Origin of the sequence: Streptomyces aureoversilis (assembly GCF_042657885.1) — a bacterium.
GTDB classification, from domain to species: domain Bacteria; phylum Actinomycetota; class Actinomycetes; order Streptomycetales; family Streptomycetaceae; genus Streptomyces; species Streptomyces aureoversilis.
Window position 1 is genome coordinate 56445 of sequence record NZ_JBHSKJ010000006.1, and the last position, 15051, is coordinate 71495.

Below are 15051 nucleotides of genomic sequence, written 5' to 3' on the forward strand. Positions count from 1 at the left end.
GAACCACGGGGGAGGAACCCGATGGCAGACACCACGGGCTTAACGGATCTGACGGGCAGTGGACTGGTCGAGCAGGTACGGGCACTGGCCGCAGGTGACGTCACGTCACGCGCACTCGTAGAGCGCTCGCTGGCCCGCATCGCGGAGACACAGCCGCTGCTCAACGCGTTCCGCCGCGTACGGGCCGGGGCGGCGCTCGCCGAGGCCGACGCGGCGGACCGGCGGCTGGCGGCCGGCGAGGCCGGGGAGCGGCTTCCGCTGCTCGGCGTCCCCGTGGCGGTGAAGGACGACGTCGACGTCGCGGGCGAGCCCACCGCCTTCGGCTGCGCGGGCGATTTCCCGCCGAAATCGGCGGACAGCGAGGCGGTACGGCGGCTGCGGGCCGCGGGCGCGATCGTCGTCGGCAAGACGAACACGCCGGAGCTCGGGCAGTGGCCCGTCACGGAGGGCCCGGCGTTCGGGGTGACGCGCAACCCGTGGAGTACGGAGCACACGCCCGGCGGCTCCTCGGGCGGTGCGGCGGCCGCCGTCGCGGCGGGGCTCGTACCGGCCGCGCTCGGCTCGGACGGCGCCGGTTCGATCCGGATCCCCGCCGCCTGGACGCACCTGGTCGGCATCAAACCGCAGCGGGGCCGCGTCTCGACCTGGCCCGAGCCGGAAGCCTTCCGCGGCATCACCTGCCACGGCCCGCTCGCCCGTACGGTCGCCGACGCGGCCCTGCTGCTGCAGGCGGCGAGCGGCAGCCACGACGGGGACCTGCACCGGCCGCCGCCCGTGGACGCGCTGGCCGCAGCCGGCCGCGACCCGGGCCGGCTGCGGATCGCCCTCTCCTTGCGCCCCGCCTTCGCCGCCGCCCGCCAGCGGCTCGACCCGGAGGCCGCCGCGGCGACCGTCCGCATCGCGGAACGGCTGGCCTCCCTCGGCCACGAGGTGATCGAGGAGGAGCCGCGCTACGGGCTGATCGGGCTCACGTTCGTACCGCGCTCGATGTCCGGCGTACGGGAATGGGCCGGGCGCGTCCCCGACCCCGCCCTGCTGGACGCCCGCACGAAGGTCAACGCGCGCGGCGGCCTGATCCTGGGCGGCGGGGTGCTGCGCGTGGCCCGCGCCGCGGAGGAGCCGCTGCGGCGGCGCGTGGGGGAGATCTTCGACCGCTTCGACGTGATCCTGACCCCGACGACCGCCGTGCCGCCGCTACGGAACGGGGAACTCTCGGACCTCTCCAGCAGCCGCACGGACGCGACCATGATCGCAGCCTGCCCGTACTCCTGGCCCTGGAACGTCCTCGGCTGGCCGGGCATGAGCGTCCCGGCGGGCTTCACGGAACAGGGCCGCCTGCCCCTGGGCGCCCAGCTCCTGGGCCCGGCCCACAGCGAACCGCGTCTCATTTCCCTGGCGGCCCAACTCGAGGCGGAAGAGCGCTGGTTCGAACAGTGGCCCGAGCTCACCCATGCGGGCGAGACGACGACTGCCTGCGCGTGATCGAACACCATACGGCCTTGGAGGGGCGGCACGTGAAGCCGTGCGGCGAGGCGAAGTGCCCCCAGTTGTCGGCGAGCGAACGGAGGAGCGTCAGGCCGCGGCCGTTGTCGTCGTAGGGGTGAGAACCCGAGCGCGGGGCGGGTGGGAGGTCACCGCTGTCCCACGCGGTCAGCGTGAGGATCTCCCACTGCGACCAGGAGACGCGGAGCTCGGCGGCGTCGGTCGTGTGCACGATGGCGTTGGTGAGCAGCTCACAGGCCAGCAGTTCGGCGCGGCCCATGAGTTCACCCAGGCCGTGGGCCGCCAGGACGGCGCGGGTGGCGCCGCGCGCGATGGGGACGGCGCGGGCGTCGTTGGGGACGCGCAGGCGGTACTCGAACGGCTCGATCTCGGCAGGCGCGAGGGGGACTGGCTTCGGGGCAGGCAGGAGCAGCATGTCGCCTCCGGCGGGGTGGGGTGGGGTGAAGTGACCTGACGCCCGGTGTCATTGCCGCGGGCGCCACTGCGTGGGGGCAGGGCGGGGCGGTGCGCTTCCGGGACGGTGAGCTCGTGGTGTGAGCTGCGCGACACTCAACGTAGGTGCCAATTTTGGGACTGCGCAACCGATCCCGTGAAGTTCGCCCCATCGGGGCCCGCTGTGACACATTGGCGCCGCAAGCGCGCGAGAAAGAGGGCGACATGGCGAGGCGGAGCATCGTCACGGCCAGGCAGGAGCGTCTGGGCGCCGAGCTGCGGAAGCTGCGCGAGCGGTCGGGGGTCTCGGCGCGCGACGCCGCTGCGGCCGTCGGCCGGGACCAGGCGTGGCTGTCCCACATCGAGGCGGGCAACGCCGCGGTGGGCGCCGAGCGGACGCGCGCCCTTGCGGAGCGCTACGGCGTACAGGACCCCGCCCTGGTCGACGCCCTCGCGGAGCGGGCTGCCGAGCGTTCGCGCGGGTGGTGGGAGAAGTACCGGGGACGGATGGCTCCGTCTGCCTTGGATCTGGCAGAGCTGGAGTGGCATGCGAGTTCCCTCCAGAGCGTGCAGATCGTCCATGTGCCAGGACTCCTGCAAACCGAGGAGTACATGCGGGCTCTATTCGGCGACGTGGCTGCTGAATTGGGGTTGTACGACCTCGAAACGGTGGTTGCCTTCCGCCTGCAGCGTCGTGAGGTGCTTGAGCGCGATAATCCCCCGACTTTCACCTCGATCGTGCATGAGGCCGCGCTGCGTATGAGGGCGGCTGACCGCAAGGTTGCGCGCGATCAACTCGACTTCCTGCTGGCTGCATCCGACTGGCCGGGTGTCACGATCCGGGTAGTCCCGTTCGATGTCGACGGGTTCGCGGGTATGGGCTACTCGATGCTCTACGCGGCCGACCGTGTCGCCGACTTGGACACCGTGCAGGTTGATCACGCCCATGGGAGCGGCTTCTTTTATGCTGACGAGCAACTCGCCAAATATCGCAACCGCTGGGGCAAGGTGGAGCGTGCGGCACTCGACCCACGGGAGACTCGCGACTTCATCCATCGGATCGCACGCGAACTGTGAAGGACTGATGATGCGCATGACCACCTGGCAGAAGTCCACGTACTCGGGAAATGGAGACGGTAACGACTGCGTGGAGGTCGCCGCAGTCGGCGACACGCTCGCCCTCCGCGAGAGCGACACGCCCCGCAGCGTAGTGCGGACCACCCCACCCGCCCTCGGCGCACTGATACGCACCCTCAAGGCAGGAGCGGGCCATGAGTGATGGCTGGCATAAGTCCACGTACTCGGGAACCGGGGACGGTGGCAACGACTGTGTCGAAGTCGCCGCAACAGGCGCCACACTCGCCCTCCGCGAGAGCGATACCCCCGCCGCCGTGGTGCGGACAACCCCACCCGCCCTCCGTATGCTCATAGGCACCCTCAAAGCGGGAACATTGTCGCGCCTGGCCACCAAGAGGTAGGCATCCGGCCGCGGATGGTGAGGGGGGCGGCCTTCTGGGCCCGGAAATATCCCGCCCGGTCGCAGTGCGCGGCGGATAAGTGACCCGAGAGCGCCACCCGGGCACCCCAGCAGCCCCGCCAAGGCACCCCCGCCTGGGGCCACCCCCACCCCGCATGGCCAGTTGTCCCCATAGTCAGCCGACGCCCCGTCAGTCACGCTTGGCTGCATGAGATCCCGTAGCCGTACCGGCATCCTCCTGACGCTGTCCGCCGCCGCCTGCGCCACCGCTCTCACCGTTCCCGCTCAGGCGGCCACCGCGCCGCACCCCGGCTCGCTCGGGTGGCGGGCCTGTACCGGTGAGGGCAGTGCGGCCGGGGCCGAGTGCGCCACGCTTGCCGTTCCGCTCGACTACCGGAAGCCTTCCGGGCCCAGTGTCGACATTGCTGTCACCCGGCTCCGTTCGGAGCGGCCCGAGGCGCGGCGCGGCACGTTGTTGCTCATAGCGGGAGGGCCGGGGGGCTCCGGGGTGGAGGCTGTGGGGCGGGAGGGGGAGAAGGTGCGTAAGGCCACCCAGGGGGCCTACGACATCGTGGGGATCGATCCGCGGGGCGTGGGGGGCAGTACTGCGGTCGACTGCGGGGTCGCCGAGAGCGACCGGCAGCTGGTGGAGTTCCGGGCCTGGCCGCGGCCGGACGGGGACATCTCGGAGAGCGTGGCCCGGGCCCGGCGCGTCGCCGAGGCGTGTGCCCGCAACGGCGGTGACGTGCTGCGCAGCCTGTCGACGCGCAACGAGGCCCGGGACATCGACAGCTTCCGCAAGGCGCTGGGCGAGAGGAAGCTGTCCGCCGTCGGCGTGTCCTACGGCACGTACGTCGGGGCCGTCTACGCGCAGATGTTCCCCGAGCGCACGGACCGCTGGGTGCTCGACAGCAGCCTCGACCCCGACCCCGCCCGCCTCGGGCGCACCTGGCTGGCCAACATGGCGCCGGGCGCGGAGGACAGCTTCCCCGACTTCGCCCGCTGGGCCGCCGACCCGGCCCGCGGCAAGGACCGGCTCGCCGAGCGCCCCGAGGACGTCCGGCCGATGTTCCTGAACCTTGCTGCCGAACTCGACCGCAAGCCCCGGGCGTTCAAGGGCTCCAGCCATCTCCTCACCGGCAACCTGCTGCGGCAGGTCCTGCAGTTGAGCTTGTACGACCGCGCGGGCTACCCCGGTCTCGCCGCGCTCGTCCAGGCCGCCCGCAGCGGCGGTGACAGCCCGCTCACCGTCCCCGACCCCCTCCCCGAACCGCTCACGCAGCGCGACGTCGCCGTGTTCGCCGGCACCGTATGCAACGACGTGAGCTGGCCGCGCGACGTCTCCTCGTACGAGCGGGCCGTGGCCGCCGACCGTGCCCGCCATCCGCTCACGGCCGGTATGCCCGCGAGCATCACGCCGTGCGCGTTCTGGAAGGACGAGCCCGCGGAGAAGCCCACCCGCATCACGTCCCGGGGCCCGTCCAACATCCTCATGGTCCAGAACCTGCGCGATCCGGCGACCCCGCACCACGGGGCCCTGAAGATGCGCGCGGCCCTCGGCGACCGCGCCCGTCTCGTCTCGGTGGAGTCCAGCGGGCACGGCGTGTGGCTCGACACCGGCAACGCGTGCAGCGATCGTGCCGTCAGCCGGTTCCTCGTCACCGGGCAGCGCCCCGCCGGGGACACCTTCTGTGCGGCATCGGCAGAGGCAGAGGATCAGCGCTCCAGGTAGGCCGGCACCGCCGGCTCCACCCACCGGTCCACCGGTCCACCAGCCGGCGTCTGCCGCCCGCCACGGCGGCAGACGCGTCAGAACAGCTGCTGCTGTCCGTCCGTCGGAGGCTCCTCCGGGTCGAACAGGCGCGGTTCCGTCGCCAGCAGCGGCGCCGAGCGGCGCGAGCCCGGGCAGGAGATCAGCTCGTACGAGAAGGCGGGGCGGCGGCCCGGCGGGTCGTGACGGGCGTAGCGGCCGCCGACGACGGCGATCTCGCGGGTGCATACGGGGCAGGCGCGGCGGGGAGCGGACATACCCTCCAGTGTCTCCTACGGAGAACCGTGCTCAGGAAGGACTGCGGTCAGAAGACGACTGCCGTCAGAAGACGACTGCGGTCAGAGGACGACTGCCGTCAGAAGACGTCCGCCGGGACGTGCGTCCCCCACACCTCCCGCAGCGCGTTGCACACCTCCCCGACCGTCGCCCGCGCCCGCAGGGCGTCCTTCAGCGGGTACAGGACGTTGTCCGTCCCGGCGGCGGCCTTGCGCAGGGCCGCCAGCGCCGTCTCCACCGCCCGGCCGTCGCGCTCCTCCCGCAGCCGCGCCAGGCGCTCCCGCTGCCGGGCCTCGATGGCCGGGTCGACGCGCAGCGGCTCGTACGGTTCCTCCTCGTCGAGCCGGAAGCGGTTGACGCCGACGACGACCCGCTCGCCGCTGTCGGTCTCCTGTGCGATGCGGTACGCGTTGCGCTCGATCTCGGCCTTCTGGAAGCCCTGTTCGATGGCGGCGACCGCCCCGCCGCGGTCCTCCACCCGGCCCATGAGGTCCACGGCCGCCTCCTCGATCGCGTCGGTGAGGGACTCGACGGCGTACGAGCCGGCGAACGGGTCCACGGTCGCGGTCACGTCCGTCTCGTAGGCGAGCACCTGCTGCGTGCGCAGCGCCAGCCGGGCGGCCTTGTCCGTCGGCAGGGCGATGGCCTCGTCGAAGGAGTTGGTGTGCAGGGACTGGGTGCCGCCGAGGACGGCGGCCAGGCCCTGGACGGCGACGCGCACCAGGTTCACCTCCGGCTGCTGGGCCGTGAGCTGGACGCCCGCCGTCTGGGTGTGGAAGCGCAGCATCTGCGACTTGGGGTCGCGGGCGCCGAAGGTCTCCTTCATCACGCGCGCCCAGATCCGCCTGGCCGCCCGGAACTTGGCGACCTCCTCCAGCAGCGTCGTGCGCGAGACGAAGAAGAAGCTCAGCCGCGGGGCGAAGCGGTCGACGTCCATCCCCGCGGCGACGGCCGTGCGCACGTACTCGATGCCGTTGGCGAGGGTGAAGGCGATCTCCTGCACGGGCGAGGCGCCGGCCTCGGCCATGTGGTAGCCGGAGATCGAGATCATGTTCCACTTGGGGAGCTCGGCGCCGCAGTACGCGAAGGTGTCGGCGACCAGCCGCAGCGAGGGCTTCGGCGGGAAGATGTACGTGCCGCGCGCGATGTACTCCTTGAGGACGTCGTTCTGGACGGTCCCCGTGAGCCGGTCCGCCGGGACGCCCTGCTCCTCCCCCACGAGCTGGTACATCAGCAGCAGCAGCGCGGCGGGCGCGTTGATGGTCATCGACGTGGAGACCTCGCCGAGCGGGATGCCGTCGAAGAGCACTCGCATGTCCTCGACGGAGTCCACGGCGACGCCCACCTTGCCGACCTCGCCGCTCGCCGGCTCCGCGTCGGAGTCGTGGCCCATCTGCGTGGGCAGGTCGAAGGCGACGGACAGGCCGGTGGTGCCGTGGGCGATGAGCTGGCGGTAGCGGGCGTTGGACTCGGCGGCGGTGCCGAAGCCCGCGTACTGGCGCATCGTCCAGGGCCGGCCGGTGTACATGGTCGGGTACACGCCCCGCGTGAAGGGGTACGCGCCGGGCGCGCCGAGCCGTTCCGCGGGATCCCAGCCGTCGAGGGCGCCGGGTCCGTAGACGGGCTCGACGGCCTGCCCGGACTCGGTGAGCCGGGGCGGGCGCCCCGCGCCGTGTTGCCGCCCCGCTCCCCCGCCGCCGGGCTCGCCGCCGGGCCTGTCGCCTTGGGGCCTGCCGCCGTGGGGCCTGCCGCTGTCCGGTTCGCGCGCCATGGGCGTCCCGCCTCCCGCTGCTGCTCGGCACATCCTGCAGACAGGATGCGCCGACCGGGGCGCACGGGGCAGCCCCGACACGGGGGGGAAAGAGGGGGGCGCGGGCAGAGCCGGGGGAAGAGCCCCGCCCGCGCCGAAGCGCATGAGCCGACGGTATGGGGGGAACTCCGGCTCGTGCGCAGCCGATGACCAGTCGGCTCACTACCTACAGCGCCGTGGGGTCGGAAAACGTCACACCGGGGGCCGGAACGGTGAAACGGGGATCGCTGTGGACGGGCGGCACAAGGCGGGAGAGACGCCCCGGACTGTCCCAGCCGCCGCCGTCGTCACCCGTGCCGCCGGTCTTGCCGGAGCTCCGCCCGCCGCCGGAGCCGGTGATCGTGCCGGAGCGGGCGGGGTCACCGCCGTCGGCCGCCTTGACCACGTTCTCGCAGAAGGTGCGCAGGTCGGCGTTGCCACCGAGGCCGGCGGCGCGCTCCAGCGTCCGGACGGAGTCCTCGTCGACACTGTCGCGGCGCTGCTGGGCCGCGAGGTAGTCGCGGCACAGGCGGGTGGCCAGGGGGCCGGCCTTGGAGCCGTCGCCGCGGGCGTCGTCGCCCTTGTCCTTGTCGTCGCCCCGGCCGGGGCGCTGCGACGGGGACGCGGAGTCGCCGGGTCTGTCCCGGTCGGCGGGCGAGCCGCTCCGGCCGGAGCCGGGCGTGGGCGAACCGGAGCCGTCCGGCTTGCCGCCGGCGCTCGGGCTGCCGTCCGGGCTGCGGGACGGCGTGCCGCCGGGCGGCCTGCTGCCGTCGGGGGACGCGCTCCCGGCGTGCTCGTCGCCGAAGGCGGACACGCTCGGCGCGGCCGCGGGATGCCCGCCCGAGCCGCCGAAGGGCCCGGGCAGCACGCCCGCGCCGGCCGCCACCGCGACACCGCCGATGGCACAGCCGGCCAGGGCCATGGCCAGCGCGGCCTTGACGGGCCGCCAGCGGGTGAGCAGACCGCGCCCCGTCGCGGGACGGGCCGCGGGCGCACCGAGCTGCACGGCCGGCTCGGGCACGGCCGCGAAGGCGGGCGCAGCCGCCGCGGCCCTCGCCTCGCGGAACGCCGCCAGCGCCGCGTCCTCCCCCGGCAGGGGCTGCCCGGCGGGAGCGGGCGCCGGCACGAGCGACCGCAGCGCGGCAACGAGCCGCTCGGCCTCGGGCGGCACGGGGTGGCCGTCCGGCCGGGTTCCGGGTACGGGGTCGCCGTCCGGCCGGGTGCTCGCTACGGGGCCGGCCGGGCCGCCGGGTGCGCGGCGGCCGTCCGGCCGGGTGCCCGATACGGAGTCGGCCGAGTCCCCGGGTACGGATGCGGCACCGGCTGCGCCTGCGGGGACGGCAGAGACGCCGGAGGTACCGGAGACGCCGGAAGCGTCGGAAGCGCCGGAAGCGCCGGAAGCGCCGGAAGCGCCGGAAGCGCCGGCAAAGGCGGATGCCCCCGAAGCCGCCGGCGACGCGGACTCGTTCACGGGGTCGGCGGAGTCACCGGCCCGGGCGACGGGCGCCGTCCCGCTCAGCAAGCGCTCCACGGCGTCCTCGTCCAGCCAGTCTTCCAGCCAGTCGTACCGGTGGTCGTCCGCCATCACATGTCCTTCTGCGTCCGCGCACGCATTTGCGTCACACCGGCAGAAGCGTTCGCTCCGGGGTGTGACCCGGGCTGCGCCCGCCGCTGCTGGGGGACGGTGTCGGTGACCGGCCTCCCCGCCGGCCGGCCGGCGCCACCGGGCGCCGGCGCCGTTCCGTCGTCCCCCACGGTCCCGGTCGTCCCGGCCGTCCCGGTCGTCCCGTCGATCGCGTCGACCCCGTCGGCTCCCGGCGTCACCATTTCGGCCAGCCTGCGCAGCCCGCGGTGCGCGGCGGTGCGCACCGCTCCCGGGCGCTTGCCGAGCACTCCGGCGGCGCTCTTCGCGTCGAGGCCGACGACCACGCGCAGCACGACGGCCTCCGCCTGGTCCTGCGGGAGCCGGGCTATGAGGGCGAGGGTGTTGCCGGTGCCGACGGCCTCCAGGGCCTCGCCGGCGGTGTCGGCGTCGGCGGCGCGGCCCGCGAGCTCGCTCTCGTCGCCGCCGATGGCCGGGCGACGGCCGCGCATCCGTATGTGGTCGAGGGCGCGGTTGCGGGCGATCCGGGCGGCCCAGCCGCGGAAGCGGTCCGCGTCGCCGGCGAACCGTTCGAGGTCGCGGGCGATCTGCAGCCACGCCTCGGAGGCCACGTCCTCGGCGTCGGCCTCGCCGACGAGCGTTCGTACGTACCCGAGCAGGCGGGGGTGGACGGAGCGGTAGACCGTCCGGAATGCCGTCTCGTCCCCACCCTGGGCCGCGTTCACCGCGGCCGTCAGCTCGGCGTCGTCCCCCTGCACGCCCTCATCCTGCACCACTCGGAGATTCCGTGGCTCAGTAGCCCGCCGGCCCGCTGCCGTAAGGATTCTGCGGCGGGTTGGGCCAGCCGGCCGCGGGGCCGCCGGGCTGCTGCCCGGGGACATACCCGGGCGCGCCGTACGGCACACCGGCGGGAACGGCCCCGCCGGCGCCCGGCATGGCGCGCTGCTCCTGCAGGCGGGCGAGCTGGCGGACGACGAGGATGGCGAGGACGCCGGCGACGATCATCAGCATCGTGCCGAGGCCGGAGACGGTGGCCGAGTTCTTGAGCGCCTCCACGTCCTCCCGCCAGGTGGAGCCGTCGTAGCCCTTGGTGGCGATCCGCGCGGAGGCGCCGAGGCCCAGCACCGTCGAGAGCATGTTGCAGACGCCGGCGGCGATCCAGAGGGTCCACCAGGAGTTCAGCAGGGCCTTCGGGGCGCCCTGCGGGGCGCTGGCCTTGTAGATGTCGTTGACGATCTGCTTGGGGAACCAGAGGTTGACCACCGGGGTGAACCACGCGCCGGCGGCCCAGCCGATGCCCAGGCGCTGGCTGCCGGGCGCGAAGAACTCGGCGTTGATGCGGGCCCGCCGGAACCAGATGGCCCAGAACGTGGCGGAGGCGGCCAGGGTCAGGACGTACAGCAGCGAGGAGACCGTGGCCACGGCGTCCGTGTCCTCGAGGTCCTCCTGCGTGGTGGAGGTCACGCCGTTGTCGAGCATGTCCTGCAGCGCCATGCGCGTCTGGGTGTCGGCCCAGAAGACGAACAGCAGCGCCGCGATGCTCGCCCCGAGCGCGGTCATCAGCGCGATCCGCATGCCGCGGCGCAGGTCCACGCCGCCGACGGGCATCGGGGCCTGCGGCATCGCGGGGGCGTACGGGTACCCGTAGGCGGGCGCGGGCGCCGTGGCCGCCTGCTGCTGGTAGGCACCGCAGGCGGCGCAGCGGCCGTCCGGGCCGACGGCGGCGGCGCGGCAGTGACCGCACGGATACATAGGTGAGAACCCCCTGAAACGTGACCGATTTTCCCGTTCATCCGGTTTGCCCGGACCCGGCCACTGGGACGACAAGCGAGAGGCGCACGCCGAGCGGCGCGGACCCGCACGTTACGGGCAGCAACCCGGCTTCGTCCAGAAAGGGTCTCCGGCACCCCGGTATGACAGTGTGACGGATTGACGGCCTGCGGCGCTGTAGGAGGTGTGGGCCCCACCAGGGTCCACACCGGACGGCGGTCGGGGCCTCTCCTGTGGGGGGTGGCGGCCCCGGCCGTCCTCCGTACCGGGCCCGCCCCGCCGCCCCCGCTTCGGGAAGGCGCCTACGCCGCGTCCTCCTGCGCCACGTCCTTCACCGTGATCGTCAGGTCGTTGGTCACCGTGAAGTACGGCCGCAGCCGCACCTCGCCGCGCACGGCGCCCGGGAAGGTGTCGATGCCCTTGCGGTCGGCGAAGTCACCGGCGATCCGGCCGACGCGCACCAGCGCCGCCCCCGCCCGCGGCCGCGCCCACAGGTCCCACAGGTCCTGCTCCTCGTCCGGCTTCTGCCGCTGCTGCATCGGCTCGTAGGGCAGGGTCCCCGAGCCGTTCTCCAGCGGCACCCGCACGTCGGCCGCGGAGCCGTCGCCGTGGCGCAGCCGCGCGACGAGCTCGGCGCCCTCGCCGAGGGAGGTGCCGTAGGTGCGCACGGCGATGCGGACGCCGTCCGCGCCGACCTGCACCTCGGTGGCCTCCGCGTGCTGCGGGCGCAGCCAGGTGCGCACGGCGAGGAAGCCGTCGCTCGTCTCGTAGGGCACGGCGGCGGCGACCCCGGCGGCGCTCTGCGCGAGCTCCAGCCCGAGCAGGGCCTTCTGCTCGACCAGGGCGGCGGTCAGGCGGCGGCGCGACTTGTCGCCGGAGCGCTCGGCGTAGGTGTCCCAGCGGCCCTCGGGCAGGGTGTGCGCGGCGCGGTCGAGGCGGGCCTCGACCCAGGTGCCGGGCTCGCGGCGGGCGGGGAGCGGCACGCGCACGGACTCCTTGCCCTTGGTGCCGCGGTGGCGCAGCAGCAGGTGCGTGTCCGCGGCGGTGAGCTGCTCGGTGTGCAGGCGGACGACCAGGGAGCCGTCGGCCGCGACGGCGCAGCGGGCCTCGGGGTGGGCGGTCCCGCCGGGGGCGGGGGCGGCCACGGCCGCCTGCTTCTTGCGGCCGCCGCCGAACAGGCCGCCGAACAGGCCCTTCTTCTTCTCGGGGGTCGTGGTGGAGCCCGGGCGCAGCTCCTCGAACAGCTCCTCGTAGCGGGCCGCGATGCGCGCGGGCTCGTAGCGGCGGGCGGTCTCGCGGGCGGCCGCGCCGAGGCGGGCGCGCAGCGCGGCGTCCCCGGTGATCTTCAGCAGGGCGTCGGCGTAGGCGTCGACGGCGGCCTGCTCCCCCTCCGGGCCGCCCAGCGGGACGAGCATCCCGTCGGTGCCGTCGGTGAGGATCTCGCGGGGGCCGTAGGGGCAGTCGGTGGCGACGACCGGCAGGCCCGCGTGCATGGCCTCGACGATCGTCATGCCGAAGGACTCGGCGTCGGAGGCGACGGCGGCGACGGCTCCCTTGGACCACTCGGTCTCGATGGGCGAGCGGGCGCCCATGAGGGTGACGCGCTCGTAGAGGCCGAGCTCCTCGATCTGCTTGCGCAGCTTGGCCTTGGCGGGGCCGCGGCCGTAGATGCGCAGGTGCCACTCGGGGCGCTGGGCGGCGACCTTGGCGAAGGCGGCGACGAGCCGGTCGTAGCGCTTGACGGCGACGAGGCGGCCGGCGGAGACGATCAGCCGGGAGGCGCCGTCGGAGGGCTCCGCGACGGGGGCGGGGACGGCGTTGGGGATGGAGAGGATGCGCGCGCGGGCGCCGGGGAGGGCCTCGCGGTAGTGCCCGGCGTCGGCCTCGGAGACGGTGGCGAAGGCGTCCAGGGCGGCGATCGCCGGGTCCATCACGGCGTGCAGCTCGGGGACGTGGGCCTCGTGCGTGAGGTGCTCCTGGCCCAGGCGCAGGTAGCGGTCGGAGCCGTACTTCGCGAGGTAGCCGATGAGCTTGGGGCGGGTGGCGATGACGACGTCGGCGTCCGTGCCGGCGAGGTGCTCGCGCAGGCGCTGGTCGGTGAGGGCCGTCGCGGCCATCCGGCCGTTGTCGATGCGCTCGTCCCGGAAGATCTCGCTGGCCTGCTGGTTGAGGGGGGCCTCGTACTCGTCGCCGTCGGTGCCCTCGCGCAGGTCGACCAGGGGCGTGAGGCGGACGCGCGGGTCGATGTCCAGCTCGGGGACGTCCACGGGCCGGTTGACGCTGATGATCCGGACCTCGTGCCGGTCCGCGAGGGCGGCGGCGAGGTTGACGGTCGAGCGGATGGTGCCGCCGATGCCGTACGCGTTGTGCAGCAGGAATTCGATCTTCATCGGGCCCTCGTTCAGATGCGCGTGCTTCCTCCCGGAGGTTAGGCCCTCGGACGGCCGGGCCGCACGTACCGGGCTGCGCCCCGCTCGCCGCACGGCCGGCGCCGCGGGCGGTGACCTCGCGTTCCGCCGGGCCGCCGGCGTCGTGGTGCGCGCCGTTGCGGCGGGCGATTCCCTATCGGACCGCTCCCTGCCGGCCCGCTCCCTGCCGGCCCGCGCGTCTCCCTACCGGCCCGCGCATCTCCCTACCGGACCCGCGCGTCCAGGTTCACGAAGTCCTGCCACGGCATCGTCGGCCGGCGGGCGTCCCACAGGCGCTGGGCGACCGCGGCCAGCGGCAGCCGGATGCCGTCGGCGACCTGCTGGGCGTTCTGCGCCTCGGGCCGGTCGCACCAGACGGCGAGCCGCCCGCCCAGCACCCGGTCGGGGCCGGACTGCCCCGGTACGGGCGCCGTGCCGCGCAGCACGGGCGGCGACCACTGCTCGTAGATCCGCTGCCCGGTGGGGTAGACGAACTGGTTGGGCTGGCCGAGGACGTAGTAGAGGTACTCGTCGTTGAGGTTGACGACCCTGCGCCCCTCGTTCAGGTACTCCTGCGGCGGCCGGGCGCCGATCTCCTTGCCCGTCCAGTACTCGACCTCGATGTCCTTGTTCGCGGTCACGACGCCGCCGCGGAAGAAGCCGTCGTTCCAGGCCTTGGCCTTCTTGCCGAGGGTGCGCACGAGGGCGGCCCGGTCGTTGAGCCAGCCGGTGGCCAGGTCCTGGACGCGGGCGCGCGGCCCGTACTTCTCGCGGGCGCGGGCGGCCAGGCGCGGGTAGGAGGCCTCGGGGTTCTTGGCCATCAGCGCGCGGTACTCGTCGGCGCCGAGGTGGAAGTACGCGCCGGGGAAGAGGGGGGCGTACTCGCGCAGCAGGTCGTCGACGATGCGGGCGGCGTCGGGGTTGGCGATGTCGACCGCGCCGCGGGCGGCCTTGCCGGCGGCGTCGCGCAGCTGCAGCGTGGGGTGGGCGGCGATGACGGCGCCGAGGTGACCGGGCGAGTCGATCTCCGGGATGACGGTGATGTGCAGGGACTCGGCGAGGGCCACGATCCGGCGGACCTCGGCCTTGGTCAGCCGCTGCGGGGAGACGACCTCGGGGTGGGAGTCGCTCTCGATGCGGAAGCCCTGGTCGTCGGAGAAGTGCAGGGCGAGCTGGTTGAGCTTGAGGGCGGACAGCTCGCGCAGCCGGGCCTCGATCCACTCGGCGGTGAAGTGCTTGCGGGCGATGTCGAGGTGGAGGCCGCGCTGGGCGCGGTCGGGGGCGTCGCGCACGACGCCTTCGGGGAGCCCGCCGCCGGAGCGCACGGCTTGGAGGAGGGTGCGCGTGCCGTAGAACACTCCGGCTTCGCCCGCCGAGGCGACGAGCACCTTGCCGTCGCGGGCGGTCAGCTCGTAGGCCTCGGCCGCGAGCGGCCCCTGGCCGGTGCCGGGGCGCTGGACGAGTTCGACGTCGCCGGGGCGGGCGGGGCCGGCCGCGTAGCCGAGCCTGAGCTCGCCGGCCAGGCGCCGTCCCTCGTCGGCGAGCGGGCCGGAGGCGACCACGCGGGCGCCTTCGGTGGGCCGCCAGCCGGGGCCGGTGGCGGCCTCGGCCGAGCGGACGGCGGGGATGGCGCGGGGGACTCCGGCGGGGACGGGGGCCGGCGCGGGGGACCGGCGGGCGGGTGAGCTGGTCAGGGCGGCGGAGGTCGTGGCGGAGGCCCCGGGGGAACGCGAGTCGTCCCCGCCCGGCCGGGTGCCGGTTTCACGGGGGCAGCCCATCAGGGTCATGGTGGCGAGGAGGACGCCGGCGCAGACGGTCCCCCGGACGGCCGACGCTCTGGTCATCCTGAGGCGCAGTCCCATGGAGCAAGCCTCCTCTTCCGGAGTCTTCACGGCTCTTTCGGCCTGAATGGGGCGAAGGTAGTCCTCTTTCCCCACGGGGCGTTCCGCCCATGTCCACCGCGTACCGGAATCCGCCCTCGTCCGAATGAAATTCATCCATCCGCCGGACGGTGGCCGAGAA

13 protein-coding genes are annotated in these 15051 nt (G+C 74.0%); 5 read left to right on the forward strand and 8 right to left on the reverse strand.

Features of this window, described 5'->3' with window-relative positions; genetic code table 11:
• Positions 1-21 precede the first annotated feature (21 nt).
• Positions 22-1482 (forward strand): amidase, encoded by a 1461-nt coding sequence (locus tag ACFPP6_RS12285; protein ID WP_382040272.1) that lies wholly within the window; start codon positions 22-24, stop codon positions 1480-1482.
• On the opposite strand, the gene ACFPP6_RS12290 is transcribed toward ACFPP6_RS12285, so the two are convergent.
• Positions 1445-1918 carry an ATP-binding protein gene (locus ACFPP6_RS12290; RefSeq protein WP_382040275.1) on the reverse strand — a complete coding sequence of 158 codons (474 nt, stop codon included), beginning with the start codon at positions 1916-1918 and terminating at the stop codon, positions 1445-1447. The genes ACFPP6_RS12285 and ACFPP6_RS12290 overlap by 38 nt on opposite strands.
• A gap of 152 nt (positions 1919-2070) precedes the next feature.
• On the opposite strand from ACFPP6_RS12290, the gene ACFPP6_RS12295 reads away from it, so the two are divergent.
• The 4 genes from ACFPP6_RS12295 (at position 2071) to ACFPP6_RS12310 (ending at position 5144) form a co-directional block, all read left to right on the forward strand.
• On the forward strand, positions 2071-3012 hold the full coding sequence (locus ACFPP6_RS12295) for a helix-turn-helix domain-containing protein (RefSeq protein WP_382040278.1): 942 nt from the start codon (positions 2071-2073) through the stop codon (positions 3010-3012).
• 16 nt (positions 3013-3028) lie between these two features.
• On the forward strand, positions 3029-3214 hold the full coding sequence (locus ACFPP6_RS12300) for a DUF397 domain-containing protein (protein WP_382040281.1): 186 nt from the start codon (positions 3029-3031) through the stop codon (positions 3212-3214).
• Positions 3207-3413 (forward strand): DUF397 domain-containing protein, encoded by a 207-nt coding sequence (locus ACFPP6_RS12305; protein ID WP_382040284.1) that lies wholly within the window; start codon positions 3207-3209, stop codon positions 3411-3413. Before ACFPP6_RS12300 ends, ACFPP6_RS12305 begins: the two co-directional genes overlap by 8 nt.
• A gap of 207 nt (positions 3414-3620) precedes the next feature.
• On the forward strand, positions 3621-5144 hold the full coding sequence (locus tag ACFPP6_RS12310; RefSeq protein ID WP_382040287.1) for an alpha/beta hydrolase: 1524 nt from the start codon (positions 3621-3623) through the stop codon (positions 5142-5144).
• Between the two features lie 77 nt (positions 5145-5221).
• On the opposite strand, the gene ACFPP6_RS12315 is transcribed toward ACFPP6_RS12310, so the two are convergent.
• The 7 genes from ACFPP6_RS12315 to ACFPP6_RS12345 all read right to left on the reverse strand — a co-directional run bounded on the left by ACFPP6_RS12315 (position 5222) and on the right by ACFPP6_RS12345 (position 14891).
• Positions 5222-5440 (reverse strand): hypothetical protein, encoded by a 219-nt coding sequence (locus ACFPP6_RS12315; protein WP_058045918.1) that lies wholly within the window; start codon positions 5438-5440, stop codon positions 5222-5224.
• Positions 5441-5538: 98 nt separating this feature from the next.
• Positions 5539-7230 carry an acyl-CoA mutase large subunit family protein gene (locus tag ACFPP6_RS12320; protein WP_382040290.1) on the reverse strand — a complete coding sequence of 564 codons (1692 nt, stop codon included), beginning with the start codon at positions 7228-7230 and terminating at the stop codon, positions 5539-5541.
• Between the two features lie 205 nt (positions 7231-7435).
• Complete coding sequence (locus tag ACFPP6_RS12325; protein WP_382040292.1) at positions 7436-8833, reverse strand: hypothetical protein; 1398 nt, start codon at positions 8831-8833, stop codon at positions 7436-7438.
• On the reverse strand, positions 8833-9609 hold the full coding sequence (locus ACFPP6_RS12330) for an RNA polymerase sigma factor (RefSeq protein WP_382040995.1): 777 nt from the start codon (positions 9607-9609) through the stop codon (positions 8833-8835). The genes ACFPP6_RS12325 and ACFPP6_RS12330 overlap by 1 nt, the downstream gene beginning before the upstream one ends.
• Positions 9610-9643: 34 nt before the next feature.
• Positions 9644-10603 carry a DUF4328 domain-containing protein gene (locus ACFPP6_RS12335; RefSeq protein WP_382040295.1) on the reverse strand — a complete coding sequence of 320 codons (960 nt, stop codon included), beginning with the start codon at positions 10601-10603 and terminating at the stop codon, positions 9644-9646.
• Positions 10604-10923: 320 nt separating this feature from the next.
• A complete protein-coding gene (locus ACFPP6_RS12340) occupies positions 10924-13011 on the reverse strand; it encodes a glycosyltransferase (RefSeq protein ID WP_382040298.1) in 2088 nt (695 codons plus the stop codon).
• Positions 13012-13253: 242 nt separating this feature from the next.
• Entirely contained in the window at positions 13254-14891 is a 1638-nt protein-coding gene (locus ACFPP6_RS12345; RefSeq protein ID WP_382040300.1) for a beta-N-acetylhexosaminidase, read from the reverse strand.
• Positions 14892-15051: the final 160 nt, after the last annotated feature.

What these genes read in the sequence shown, in the direction of transcription:
- ACFPP6_RS12285 (WP_382040272.1), top strand. Translation starts at nt 22, where the DNA reads ATGGCAGACACCACGGGCTTAACGGATCTGACGGGCAGTGGACTGGTC.
- ACFPP6_RS12290 (WP_382040275.1), bottom strand. Translation starts at nt 1,918, where the DNA reads ATGCTGCTCCTGCCTGCCCCGAAGCCAGTCCCCCTCGCGCCTGCCGAG.
- ACFPP6_RS12300 (WP_382040281.1), top strand. Translation starts at nt 3,029, where the DNA reads ATGACCACCTGGCAGAAGTCCACGTACTCGGGAAATGGAGACGGTAAC.
- ACFPP6_RS12305 (WP_382040284.1), top strand. Translation starts at nt 3,207, where the DNA reads ATGAGTGATGGCTGGCATAAGTCCACGTACTCGGGAACCGGGGACGGT.
- ACFPP6_RS12310 (WP_382040287.1), top strand. Translation starts at nt 3,621, where the DNA reads ATGAGATCCCGTAGCCGTACCGGCATCCTCCTGACGCTGTCCGCCGCC.
- ACFPP6_RS12315 (WP_058045918.1), bottom strand. Translation starts at nt 5,440, where the DNA reads ATGTCCGCTCCCCGCCGCGCCTGCCCCGTATGCACCCGCGAGATCGCC.
- ACFPP6_RS12320 (WP_382040290.1), bottom strand. Translation starts at nt 7,230, where the DNA reads ATGGCGCGCGAACCGGACAGCGGCAGGCCCCACGGCGGCAGGCCCCAA.
- ACFPP6_RS12325 (WP_382040292.1), bottom strand. Translation starts at nt 8,833, where the DNA reads ATGGCGGACGACCACCGGTACGACTGGCTGGAAGACTGGCTGGACGAG.
- ACFPP6_RS12335 (WP_382040295.1), bottom strand. Translation starts at nt 10,603, where the DNA reads ATGTATCCGTGCGGTCACTGCCGCGCCGCCGCCGTCGGCCCGGACGGC.
- ACFPP6_RS12340 (WP_382040298.1), bottom strand. Translation starts at nt 13,011, where the DNA reads ATGAAGATCGAATTCCTGCTGCACAACGCGTACGGCATCGGCGGCACC.
- ACFPP6_RS12345 (WP_382040300.1), bottom strand. Translation starts at nt 14,891, where the DNA reads ATGGGACTGCGCCTCAGGATGACCAGAGCGTCGGCCGTCCGGGGGACC.